General features: G+C 43.9%; 9 protein-coding genes. All 9 read right to left on the bottom strand.

Annotation, left to right across the window (positions count from 1 at the left end; translation table 11 throughout):
* Window positions 1-724: 724 nt before the first annotated feature.
* The 9 genes from MHN31_RS08115 to carA all read right to left on the bottom strand — a co-directional run bounded on the left by MHN31_RS08115 (window position 725) and on the right by carA (window position 12,147).
* The gene (locus MHN31_RS08115; protein ID WP_125559357.1) at window positions 725-1,021 is read right to left on the bottom strand and encodes a hypothetical protein; all 297 of its coding nucleotides are present in this window, start codon (window positions 1,019-1,021) and stop codon (window positions 725-727) included.
* A 715-nt stretch (window positions 1,022-1,736) separates the two neighbouring features.
* Window positions 1,737-2,708 carry a transposase gene (locus tag MHN31_RS08110; RefSeq protein ID WP_239444003.1) on the bottom strand — a complete coding sequence of 324 codons (972 nt, stop codon included), beginning with the start codon at window positions 2,706-2,708 and terminating at the stop codon, window positions 1,737-1,739.
* A 426-nt stretch (window positions 2,709-3,134) separates the two neighbouring features.
* Complete coding sequence (locus MHN31_RS08105; RefSeq protein WP_239444002.1) at window positions 3,135-4,925, bottom strand: ATP-binding protein; 1,791 nt, start codon at window positions 4,923-4,925, stop codon at window positions 3,135-3,137.
* On the bottom strand, window positions 4,918-6,126 hold the full coding sequence (locus tag MHN31_RS08100) for a hypothetical protein (protein WP_239444001.1): 1,209 nt from the start codon (window positions 6,124-6,126) through the stop codon (window positions 4,918-4,920). The genes MHN31_RS08105 and MHN31_RS08100 overlap by 8 nt, the downstream gene beginning before the upstream one ends.
* Before the next feature lie 416 nt (window positions 6,127-6,542).
* Window positions 6,543-6,794, bottom strand: coding sequence for a YdcH family protein (locus MHN31_RS08095; RefSeq protein ID WP_010386117.1), 252 nt, complete (start codon window positions 6,792-6,794; stop codon window positions 6,543-6,545).
* Between the two features lie 13 nt (window positions 6,795-6,807).
* A complete protein-coding gene (locus MHN31_RS08090) occupies window positions 6,808-7,122 on the bottom strand; it encodes a TraR/DksA C4-type zinc finger protein (protein ID WP_049863424.1) in 315 nt (104 codons plus the stop codon).
* A gap of 130 nt (window positions 7,123-7,252) precedes the next feature.
* Entirely contained in the window at window positions 7,253-7,729 is a 477-nt protein-coding gene (gene greA / locus MHN31_RS08085; protein WP_010386114.1) for a transcription elongation factor GreA, read from the bottom strand.
* A gap of 45 nt (window positions 7,730-7,774) precedes the next feature.
* Entirely contained in the window at window positions 7,775-10,993 is a 3,219-nt protein-coding gene (carB, locus tag MHN31_RS08080) for a carbamoyl-phosphate synthase large subunit (protein ID WP_010386113.1), read from the bottom strand.
* A 17-nt stretch (window positions 10,994-11,010) separates the two neighbouring features.
* Window positions 11,011-12,147 carry a glutamine-hydrolyzing carbamoyl-phosphate synthase small subunit gene (gene carA / locus MHN31_RS08075; RefSeq protein WP_239444000.1) on the bottom strand — a complete coding sequence of 379 codons (1,137 nt, stop codon included), beginning with the start codon at window positions 12,145-12,147 and terminating at the stop codon, window positions 11,011-11,013.
* Between the last annotated feature and the right edge of the window lie 188 nt (window positions 12,148-12,335).

The raw sequence follows: 12,335 nt of genomic DNA, 5'->3' as shown, positions 1-12,335 counted from the left end.
CAGAAAGTTATCGGTTTTATGAAAAGAATAAAAATGTTTAACTCCTCGAGCTTGCTCATAAAACAGACAAAAGAGAAAAAAATTAGTAGCAAATTCATCAACAAAGGCTGCACCACAGACGGCTATTTAACCGCCTCTTGTTAACCAATACTCAGAATGAAGTGCAACAGGTAGAGCCAGAATGTCTGGTACGTTGCCGTAAGGCTGGCTGTTAAACAGGCCGAAGATGGCATGCCAGATTGAGAAAGTTTCGCGATTGCAGCAATATGAGTGAAGTATCAACGCATGCTGCTCACGTTACGGGCGTGTAGATTGGGTCAACTCAACAGTGCCCGATAAACATCGGTGCTTTCTGAGAGGCCCTGGTATTACCCATATGGTTTGGCAGAATTGGCAAGTAAAGTGGCACTCAATTTGACAACTCAGAGAAGAGAGCAACTCAGAAGCAACTCAGAGAAGACACCCAAAGTCTCTTTGCGCGCCAGGTACGAAGTGGGACACGATGTCAAGAATCTGCTCCTCAGCTTGTATAGCTCGCAACCTTAAACACAGGTGAGAAAAAGTAAGCCTTTTACTAAGCCTACAGCCGACTCAAGCTAACGACTTTCGTAGATGGTTAATGCTTTTTAAACATTTTCAATTACTTACAAAGCGTTCAGACAGGAGTATTACAATCCGTTTCTGTGCTTAACTTAGAATAAATCAAAGCTCTGCCTGATCTTAACTAATCGGTATGTAACTCAGTAATAGACACAATCCCATGGTTCTCAATGGTGACTATCAGGGTTTGATGCTCTAATCTGATCGGGTATTGACCATCAGGCAATCGCCTGGCCGTAAGGTTATTGAGCCCGACAATCAATCCGTCCAGCTCGCTGGCCTTTTGCGGCGCTGCGCCACCTCGCCCACGCATATACTCCATGCCCTGCTGAACACATTTTTCAACAACAGCATCAGCCACTTTTCGGCCCGCCTGGTGCTTCAGAGACTTAAACAATAACCCTTTGATTAGAGAAAACATAAAACTTCCAATATGCGATGACGACGATTCAGGAAGTGTAGCAAAGGTGGGTCCAGATGAGTATGACAAATCGTTTCAAAGTATGTAGGTGGGCGGGCGAACGACGGACGTTCGCTCTTACTTTGTTCAGGCGAAATGTGAAGTTCATTTGCTATCCCCTGAATAGTTCGTTGCTCCCATTCATCATTTAGAGAGCAGCGATTACCTGTAGACGAATAGCTTCGTCTCTTCTTTTTACTTTCTTTTTATTTCGCTCTCTAGACATGCAATTTTTTTAAGTGATTTTTAAGTGACACCCACCGGTAAATTCACAGACCAATTGGGGCAGGTTCAATAAAGAAATGCAAGATTATCAAATGCTACGCTTTCTATAAGCTCTGAGTAGTGAAAGTCCTAAGTTTAAGCACGAACTCCTGAAGAATAATCAGATTCGGACAATACGAATGCGCATCCAAGCCTCAACTTAGATAAATCGAAATGGTACTCACGGGAAAGAAAAATTATAAGTGACACCCACCATTAAATTCACGGACCCATTGTGGGCAGGTTCAATAAAGAAATGCAAGACTATCAAATGCTGCGCTTTCTATAAGCTCTGATTAGTGAAAGTCGTAAGTTTAAGCACGAAATCCTGAAGAGTAATCAGATTCGGACAATACGAGACCGTACCCAAACCTGAGCTTGGATAAATCGAGGTGGTATTTAATGAAAGGTGTTAACCCAGCAACCGTTCGCACTGAGTCAAGTTCGCGCGTCGCCTTTTATGAAGATGCTCACAGTAATCCGTCATTGCTTGCTTCCGCCCTACCGCGCCATGAAAGACCTTCGTAAATTGCGCAGTAAGCTTGAGCCAGTTGTCTGGCTCTATTTGCAATCGTGTCAGCAATGGCTGGCTATCGCCGATATAACCCCGCTTATCTGCACGCATACATCGACCTGTTAATTCAACTAGCTGTATGTAATAGGTCAGCTCAAACGGCAGTCCTTTAGGCATGTGCTTTCTTGGATTGCCCGCAAAACGCAGTAGGCTTTTGGGTTGCTTGCCTTGTTGTGCATGCTCAATACGCTTTTTAATGCTGGTGTAATCTGACGTTTCCGGTGTATCTGCCATTTTGGCTCTGACTGGGTTCAGGTCAACATAAGCCAGGCACGCTGCCAATGCCGCTTCATCCAACAAAGCCTGTGACTTGAATCGCCCTTCCCAAAACCGGCCTGTGCAACCATCTTCTTTATTGGCCCTGCGGGCAATGTCTTCATTAAGCACCCGCATAAACCAGCTGATGCTCGCAAGACGTATTCTAAATTCACTGATGTCTGCATCAAGCATATTATGCTCTGACTCGCTAAGCTCATCACCATTAATGAACTTGTGCGTCAGCCAGTTGCCTTTAAACAGTTTATGCCAGCGAAGCACTATCGCTTTATCTGATAACCTTAGTGCTTTCTTATCGTCCACATACAACACAATATGCGTATGATTGCTCATCACCGCGTAGCCACACACATCAATGCAAAACACCTTCGCAAGGGTCAGCAATTTTTCCTCAACCCAGTCTCGCCGATGTTCATAAGACTTGCCCGTGACGCGGTCTTTGCCGCACAGAAATGCCCGGCGAACACACCGGGATATGCAGTGATAATACTTAGTATCTGATAAGCTGACCTGCTTATTCCTTGCAGTTGGCATAATTTATCATCCTCAATCCATTGAGTATTGTCTAAAGGTAGACGGCGTACATTCCGTACGCCAGTTTCAAGTGGGTGTCTCTGTTTGTCTCACCGGGATATGCAGTGGTAATACTTAGTATCTGATAAGCTGACCTGCTTATTCCTTGCAGTCGGCATACTTTGTCATCCTCAATCCATTGAGTTTTGTCTAAAGGTAGACGACGTACATTCCGCACGTCAATTTCGGGTGGGTGTCTCTGTTTGTCCGTTCCGTACGCCAGTTTCAGGTGGGTGTCTCTGTTTGTCGTCTGTTTGTCGCCGTGCAGTTGTAGTACTTAGTGTCTGATAAGCTGACCTGCTTCTTCCTTGCAGTTGGCATACTTTGTCATTCTCAATCCATTGAGCATTACCTAAAGGTAGACGACGTACATTCCGCACGCCAATTTTAGGTGGGTGTCTCTGTTTGCCAATCTCTTTCTTTACGCCAGCGTTTTATAACGTTTTCAAAACTTGCTTCACTCCAACTTTCGCACCAAACCGTGTGGACATCTACGCTAGCAGACTTAGGTTCAGGTATAGGCTTGGGTAATTGTACTAGACTCGGCATAATAGCCGCGTCACCAACTACAAGCGCTTCACCTTGCCCTAAACTAGGGAGCATTTCTGAAGCAGAACTAGTATTTTCAGGTAAAAGCCCTTTGATATAGTTTTGATCTGCTTTGTTTGTTAAGCGAAGTGCTATGAAATTACTACATTGAGAAAATATTGTAGGTGAAACTTCAGAGGGTCTTTGACTTACAACCATTAAGCTTAACCCATATTTTCTCCCTTCTTTTGCTATTCTCTCAATAGACTTTCTTGAAGCCCTATACATTGAAGAGTCTGTGGCTGGCACGTAATTATGTGCTTCTTCACATACCAAAAGAATCGGCACATCATTTTCTTCACCTTCAGCATGTTTAAGCTTTGAATTATGAAAGGAGAAGTCAAAAATTATTCGTGACAATAAACTAATAGTCACACTTAATACTTCAAACGGTACACCGCTAAGATCGAAAATGGTAACATTAGACTTGTTAGAATACCCAATGAATTGTTTTAATAACAAGTTAAAATCACTAGTGTCAAACCTTTCACCATCTGGTTTTGTAGGTTTTAAAAGAAACCTTAACCTATCGTCGGAAAGTCTAGTTTCTAATCTAGATATAAAGCGATTAAATTCGCCATAAAATGGGCCATTGGTTGCCTTGGTTGCAGCCGCCGATGAACTTGCAACAAATGTAAGTCTTGATTCAAAGTATGATTCTTCTTGATTTTCAACTAGAGTTCCATCAAGGAGTTTTGGCTTACCTTCACCTTCTTTTCTACCAATTACTTCTCTATCAATATTAGAGATAAAGTTTACTACTTCGTTAATTGAAAAGTAACATGGAGTATCATAAGTTGCATCTACAAGTGAGGGGTTATGTTTTTTCTTGTTTGCGATTACTGCTCGTTTGAAAATTGCCATTTGATTATGAGAGTTACTTTCACTACTTTCAATAAACATACTTTCTAACTCTTCGGAGTTCATTAACCAATATGGCAATTGCAATCCATCAACAGTTAAATTATTTAAAGTAAAGTCTCTTTCACCATCAATGCTAAATGCAGCTGCATATTCTGAGTGCAAATCAAAAATAACAATATGTGAATTATTCTGTTGATCATGTAATGTATATCCATCTTGGGTTATACCTACAACATTTTGCAGAACTCTAGAAACAGCGCATGATTTTCCAGATCCAGTGGAGCCTACTATCCCGATATGTTTACTAAAAAAACGATTTCCATGTAAATTGAAATCCACAGCCACATTATTAGATAGAGTACCTATATTAAAATTAAAAGCGCCATCATTTGAAAAAAGGACATCTAGAGTGGAAGAATCCATAATATAGACTGGCTCTGTAGGAACTGGCAAAACAGGGGTTCCTTTTTTAAATTCAAGTTCACTTCCATTAGCTATTAAAGCACCTATAGGGGTCGCATCAATTGCAAATTCCCAATTTTCATCATCATTTTTTCCTGCTATGTTTTTCACGATAGCAATTGCGAAATTATGATTTCCATCTTCAATTTTTATATATTTTCCTACTTGAAGATCAGACTTATTTGATTCAAAAACTTCTAACGAATCTATTTGCACAGTTATTTGAGATGGTGAGCTAACCATTACGCTTCCAACTCTACTCATAATCATTCCTTATACTTAATACAAATTCCAACTCACTAAAGTTAGGCACACCTATTTCTGACATTTCGATGTCAATACAATCAATCTCTGAAGGTTTGTTTTTGCAAACAAAAAACAAGTCATCACACTTCCTATAATTAACAGCTTCAGGCTGCGCTTCATAAGATAAAATTCGAATTTGAAACTCACGTTCGTTTACTAAACTTCGAGAATTATTCTTAATAGGCTCTCGAAAAAACTCTTGTACTTCAAAAGTTGAACCGATATAACCAGTACACGCCTTGATTCCTTTAACATATAATCGATATTGAATTTCACTTAGCTCATCTGAGTTACAATCAAGAACAAATATGGGGGTTTTAAGGTGCAATGCCTTAGTATGATACTTAGCAAGAAAATTACTTATAAAAACAACAATTCCATCACAAAAATCAACAAGCTGGTCTTTTGATAGATAAAAACATCTTTCTCGAGAGTTTTGGGATAGATATTGTGAAAGTTGCCTTCTCTTAGATGTTAAGAGTTGTTTTTTTGTATTTAGCGCTAATGTCCATTTTGAGATGGCAGTACTATTTGAATTTGACAAAAAACGTTCAAAATCTGCTCGGTTTATCTGTCTAGATTCAGGTGTATCACCACATGAAAGCCTTGCAATATGATTTATCGAATTGGGGTATAAAATACTTTCCACATCCGAGTTATCAATTTCAATATCTGATAGTAGCGCTTTAATACTGAGCGCCAAGTCATCAATTGACTCACCAAATTCAAGAGTCAATTTTGTTAAAAAACCAACTTTATCCAAATTGTTCGGTATTCTATTAATTATTGGTTGCAGTTTTACGTTAGTAGAAGCTAAGGCGGCGTTAAGCTCTGCTTCAGTTACACTCCTAGAACTACTACTCTGATTTTGCACATGTACAAATAGCTTATAGGTTATATCTGCATTAGGATTTGCGGCATAGTTTTCTGCCATTTGGAGTATTGGCTTATAGATAAGGCTGAGAGAAAAGGCTTCTACTGATTCATGATATTTACACTGTATAGCAGTGGTACTGCCATCTGCATGCACAAGATCTACATCTTCAACAATCCCTTCTACTGTGACCGTATCTTCATACGAAGATTCAAGAATTGATTTTATTGTCTTTTGGAATTGATATAAAAAACCTTTTATTGTGCTTTCTGCTGTCCTACTCATTATCATCCTTCGGTTATGAGTTGTTGCTGAGTTAAAACGAAACTTAACAACTTATTCTGCCCCCTTTAGTAGTTCATAACACACCAAAGCGGCTCATATTACATACTTTCATAATTCCACTAACAACTGCCAATGTAAACAAAAAGATAGAATGGCGTTAAATTCCACTTTATCACCTTACCCCAAACCGGCGAGTAATAATGTTATAGGACGAAATCAGGCACTTTGTAACAAAACTTACATAGCTTTGCTCGCTACCAACGTCCGTTCTTCGCTCAAAGCCACCCTTAGCGCAGTGCATTAACTCATGATAGGCCACAAACAAGTAATAACTAAACCCCCGCTTCTAACACAAAAAACCGTCAGATTAAGCCTTATCAGCCAAATCTGACAGTTCAAGTTAAGAATTACTCATCTTAAGCAACAGTCTGCGCTTTCTTAATAATAGAGAACAGCTGGTCTTTTAAGTGCAGACGTTGCTTTTTCAGTGTTTCCAGGTAAGCGTCAGAGGTGTTTTCTGCGCCGGTTTCTATACGATGTACCTCGTGGTCGCACTCATGATACTCTTTAAACAAACGCGCGAAGTGTGCGTCGTTCATCTTCAGGTGGTGGATCTCATCTTTGTATTCAGGAAACTCGTGGTGCAGATCATGTTTTTCAATTGTCATAATACGGTCCTTTCTATTTTGCGCATTTAATACAAGTCGTTGTGTAAGGCAGAGCGTTTAAACGCTCCGGGTTGATTTGTTCTTCACAATGCTGACACAAGCCATAAGCCCCCTGCTCTATACGCAGTATCGCCTGATTCACCATCACCAGCTCTTGCTTCGCTTCCTGGTGAATTTCATCCAGTACATCGTCGTTTTCACGCTCTGTATTTTGCTCTGCGAAGTTGGCCGACCGGCCCTTTCTGAAATCGGCTTCAATGGCGGCTATCCGTTGACTCAGTTCGTTTTGTTTGGTTTTGAGAAAACTATTTAATTGGTCAGCAGTCATGATGTTCTCCTTTGTTAAACTCATCATAACGCGCTGCTTTTGTGGCTCTTTGATCTGGCACAAGGTTAAGGAGTGGGTAATAAAAAACCCGACACTGGGTCGGGTTTTTGGTGCTATAGGTTAGACAAATCTAGACATATTCAACTTCGATGATGTCGTATTCAACGCTACCGTTTGGAGTTTGAATGCTCACTGAATCATCCAGTTCTTTTCCAATCAGACCACGTGCAATTGGCGAGTTAACTGAGATCAGATTATTTTTAATATCTGCCTCATCATCACCTACGATTTTGTAGGTCACTTCCTCGTCCGTATCAACATTGACTATGGTCACCGTGCTGCCAAAGATCACTTTGCCATTGTTTGCCATTTTAGTGACATCAATGACCTGTGATGTTGACAGCTTGGCTTCAATTTCCTGGATGCGGCCTTCACAGAATCCCTGCTGCTCACGTGCAGCATGGTATTCCGCATTCTCTTTCAGATCGCCATGTTCACGGGCTTCCGCGATATCGGCAACGATCTTTGGACGGACGACTTTCTTTAAGTGGTTCAGTTCTTCACGAAGCATTTCTTCGCCTCGTACTGTCATCGGAATTGATTGCATAGTATCTCACTCATTGCCAGAGCTTACGCTCTGGCCTTGTTCTTCTTAGTTCAAACGCTGGTGTAGCTCCTGAACAGAGTTTACAGAACTTCTGTCATCAGCCTCATTAGCTGTACAGTTTGCAAACGCTGCATTGAGCGTAGTGGTGTAGTTAGTCTTATGCTGAAGTGCACCACGACGTAACACCTTCGAATCTTCGATAGCCTGACGGCCTTCTGTGGTATTAACAATGTAGCTGTACTCACCATTCTTGATGCGGTCAAGAATGTGCGGACGACCTTCGAATACCTTGTTTACGCGACGTACTTCGATGCCGGCGTCTTCCAGAGCTTGTGCTGTACCTTTGGTTGCATCCAGCTCAAAGCCAATGGCTTTCATGGTCTTAGCCAACTCAACAACACGTGCCTTGTCACCATTGCGAACAGATAGTAGCGCGCGACCACCACGTGGTAAAGCGTTTGATGCACCTAATTGTGCTTTTGCGAAGGCTTCGGCGAAGTTTTCACCAACACCCATCACTTCACCCGTTGAACGCATCTCTGGGCCACGCATTGGGTCAACCCCCTGGAACTTAGCAAATGGCAGTACCACTTCTTTTACGCTGTAGTAAGGTGGGATTACTTCTTTAGTTACACCCTGGCTTTCCAAAGATTGGCCAACCATACAACGTGCTGCCACTTTTGCCAGCGCAACACCCGTAGCTTTAGAAACAAACGGGACAGTACGCGCAGCACGTGGGTTCACTTCAATCAGGTAAACCTGACCGTCTTTGACTGCGAACTGAGTATTCATCAGACCAACCACGCCCAGCTCAAGTGCCATGTCACGCACTTGCTTGCGCATTACGTCCTGGATTTCCTGAGACAGAGAGTGCGCAGGCAATGAACAAGCAGAGTCACCAGAATGAACACCGGCTTGCTCAATGTGCTCCATGATACCGCCAATGATGACGTTCTCACCGTCACAGATCGCGTCAACGTCTACTTCAATGGCGTCATCCAGGAAACGGTCCAGCAATACTGGTGCTTCGTTAGACACAGATACCGCTTCGGTCATATAACGACGCAGGTCATCTTCGTCATACACGATTTCCATCGCACGGCCACCCAGTACATAAGAAGGACGTACAACCAGTGGGAAGCCGATTTCCTGAGATTTAGCAATCGCTTCTTCCAGTGACGTTACCGTTGCGTTTTCAGGCTGAAGCAGGTCAAGACGCTCAACCAGCTGTTGGAAGCGCTCACGGTCTTCCGCGCGGTCGATTGCGTCAGGAGAAGTACCAATTACAGGCACTCCATTCGCTTCAAGGTCACGCGCCAGTTTCAGTGGTGTTTGACCACCGTACTGAACAATCACACCTTTTGGCTTTTCAACGCGAACGATTTCAAGCACATCTTCCAATGTGATTGGCTCGAAGAATAGACGATCTGACGTATCGTAGTCAGTTGAAACCGTTTCCGGGTTACAGTTAACCATGATGGTCTCGTAGCCATCTTCACGCATTGCCAACGCAGCGTGTACACAACAGTAATCGAACTCGATGCCCTGACCGATACGGTTAGGACCACCACCGATCACCATGATTTTGTCTTTGTCAGACGGTGCTGCTTCACACTCTTCATCATAAGATGAGTACATGTAAGCCGTGTCTGAGCTGAATTCTGCTGCACAAGTATCAACGCGCTTATAAACCGGCAGGATATCCAGCTGGTGACGCTTCTTGCGAATTTCTTTTTCAGACACACCCGCAATCTCTGCGATGCGTGGATCTGAGAAACCTTTACGCTTGAGGCGACGCAGGAAGTCTTTGTTCAGGCCGGCCATGCCCACTTCAGCGATGGTTGCTTCGTCTTTCAGAATGTCTTCAATCTGAACCAGGTACCAGCGGTCAACTTTGGTCAGCTCGAACACTTCTTCTACGCTCATACCGTGACGCATTGCATCGGCGATGTACCAGATACGCTCTGCGCCTGGCTCACGTAGTTCACGAATGATGGTTTCTTTCGCTTTCGGGTCGTCCAGTGCAACGATTGGGTTAAGACCTGTTGCGCCCACCTCCAGACCACGAAGTGCTTTTTGTAGTGATTCTTGCTGGTTACGACCAATGGCCATCACCTCACCCACTGACTTCATCTGTGTAGTCAGACGGTCGTTAGCGCCGGCAAACTTCTCGAAGTTAAAGCGTGGGATCTTAGTCACAACGTAATCGATTGACGGTTCGAATGACGCAGGAGTTGCACCGCCTGTGATGTCATTTTGTAGCTCGTCCAGGGTATAACCCACAGCCAGCTTTGCTGCAATCTTAGCGATCGGGAAACCAGTTGCTTTAGACGCCAGTGCTGATGAACGTGATACACGCGGGTTCATTTCAATGATAACCATACGGCCATCGTCCGGGTTAACACCGAACTGAACGTTTGAACCACCCGTTTCTACACCAATCTCACGCAGTACCGCCATCGAGGCGTTACGCATGATCTGATATTCTTTGTCAGTCAGAGTTTGTGCGGGTGCAACTGTGATTGAGTCACCAGTATGAACACCCATTGGGTCGAAGTTCTCGATAGAACACACAATGATACAGTTGTCGTTTTTGTCACGCACCACTTCCATTTCGTATTCTTTCCAGCCCAGCAAGCTCTCGTCGATCAACAGCTCGTTGGTCGGAGACAAATCAAGACCACGGGTACAGATTTCGTCAAACTCTTCCATGTTGTAAGCAACACCACCACCGGTACCACCCATGGTGAAAGAAGGACGAATGATACACGGGAAGCCAATGCGCGACAGTACGTCGTGCGCTTCATCCATTGAGTGTGCAATCTCGGCACGAGGACACTCAAGGCCAATGTTTTTCATCGCAACGTCGAAGCGCTCGCGGTTCTCAGCTTTGTCGATGGCATCTGCAGTTGCACCGATCAGCTCAACACCGTGCTTAGCCAGTACACCATGCTTGTCCAGGTCAAGCGCACAGTTCAGCGCAGTCTGGCCACCCATAGTCGGTAGTACCGCATCTGGCTTTTCTTTTTCAATGATTTTCTCAACCACTTCCCAGTGAATTGGCTCGATGTAAGTCGCATCTGCCATTTCCGGGTCAGTCATGATGGTTGCCGGGTTTGAGTTAACCAGAATAACCCGGTAGCCCTCTTCTCTCAGCGCTTTACACGCCTGAGCACCAGAGTAGTCAAACTCACAGGCTTGGCCGATGACGATTGGGCCTGCGCCCAGGATCAGTATGCTGTTTAAGTCGGTACGTTTTGGCATTGTTACTCCGGTTCTAATTAGGCTTTACGTGCTTGCATTAATTCAATGAAGTGGTCGAACAGCGGTGCTGCATCGTGCGGACCCGGGCTTGCTTCAGGGTGACCCTGGAAGCTGAAAGCCGGCTTGTCAGTACGATGGATACCCTGCAAGGTACCGTCGAACAACGATTTATGCGTTGCACGCAGGTTATCTGGCAAAGTGGCCTCGTCCGCTGCGAAACCATGGTTCTGTGCTGTGATCATTACCACGTCACGCTCCAGGTCTTTCACCGGGTGGTTACCGCCATGGTGACCGAATTTCATTTTCACCGTTTGTGCACCTGATGCCAGCGCCAGTAACTGATGGCCCAAACAAATGCCAAAGATAGGCGTATCAGTTTCTAAGAAGGCTTTAATCGCACCGATTGCATAAGTACATGGCTCAGGGTCACCAGGGCCATTTGACAGGAAAATACCGTCTGGATTCATCGCCAGCACTTCTGCAGCGGAGGTTTCTGCAGGTACTACTGTCAGTTTACAGCCACGGTCAACCAACATACGAAGAATGTTCTTTTTCACACCAAAATCATACGCTACAACATGGAATTTTTCTTCGTCAGAACTCAGAGTCTGGAAGCCCTGACCTAAAGTCCAGCTCCCTTCACGCCACTCATAAGTCTGTTCTGTTGTAACGACTTTCGCTAAATCCATCCCTTTAAGGCCTGGGAACGCTTTTGCCGCTTCCAGTGCCTGCTGCTCATCAATCTCATCGCCCGCGATGATGCAGCCATTTTGAGCGCCCTTATCACGCAAGATACGCGTCAGCTTACGCGTATCTATATCGGCAATCCCAAGGATATTGCGTGCTTTTAAGTAGTCACTTAACGATTGCTCGTTACGGAAATTACTTGCAAGCAATGGCAAATCCCGAATTACCAGACCCTTAGCCCAGATTTTATCTGCTTCTTCATCCTCACTATTAGTACCGGTATTCCCGATGTGTGGATAAGTCAGCGTCACAATCTGTTCTGCATAAGAAGGATCCGTCAAAATTTCTTGATATCCCGTCATAGACGTATTGAATACTACCTCACCAACGGACAGGCCGTCAGCGCCGATGGCAGTACCGCGAAACACAGTGCCGTCTTCAAGGACTAAGAGAGCGGATTTAGTCAAGTTAACCTCCTAGATAGTAAAAAACGGGAGCAAGCCAGCGCTTATCTTCCCGTCTACAAAGCGCTTGGTAACACGCAGTTATTAAAATTTTGGCAAATTCGTTATAGTCTACAGCACATTCTTAGATTCGTCTAATAATTCACGTAAAAAATAAAAAAATAAGGTTTTTAGCGACTTTTTATAACGAA

Origin of the sequence: Pseudoalteromonas sp. McH1-42 (assembly GCF_022347845.1) — a bacterium.
Classification (GTDB): domain Bacteria; phylum Pseudomonadota; class Gammaproteobacteria; order Enterobacterales; family Alteromonadaceae; genus Pseudoalteromonas; species Pseudoalteromonas rubra_D.
The sequence above is the reverse complement of the archived record's forward strand: the minus strand, read 5'-3'. Positions and strand labels throughout refer to the sequence as shown.

Excerpts from the sequence above, each read along its gene's own strand:
- MHN31_RS08115 (WP_125559357.1), bottom strand. The coding sequence starts at position 1,021 with ATGTTTTCTCTAATCAAAGGGTTATTGTTTAAGTCTCTGAAGCACCAG.
- MHN31_RS08110 (WP_239444003.1), bottom strand. The coding sequence starts at position 2,708 with ATGCCAACTGCAAGGAATAAGCAGGTCAGCTTATCAGATACTAAGTAT.
- MHN31_RS08105 (WP_239444002.1), bottom strand. The coding sequence starts at position 4,925 with ATGAGTAGAGTTGGAAGCGTAATGGTTAGCTCACCATCTCAAATAACT.
- MHN31_RS08100 (WP_239444001.1), bottom strand. The coding sequence starts at position 6,126 with ATGAGTAGGACAGCAGAAAGCACAATAAAAGGTTTTTTATATCAATTC.
- MHN31_RS08095 (WP_010386117.1), bottom strand. The coding sequence starts at position 6,794 with ATGACAATTGAAAAACATGATCTGCACCACGAGTTTCCTGAATACAAA.
- MHN31_RS08090 (WP_049863424.1), bottom strand. The coding sequence starts at position 7,122 with ATGACTGCTGACCAATTAAATAGTTTTCTCAAAACCAAACAAAACGAA.
- greA (WP_010386114.1), bottom strand. The coding sequence starts at position 7,729 with ATGCAATCAATTCCGATGACAGTACGAGGCGAAGAAATGCTTCGTGAA.
- carB (WP_010386113.1), bottom strand. The coding sequence starts at position 10,993 with ATGCCAAAACGTACCGACTTAAACAGCATACTGATCCTGGGCGCAGGC.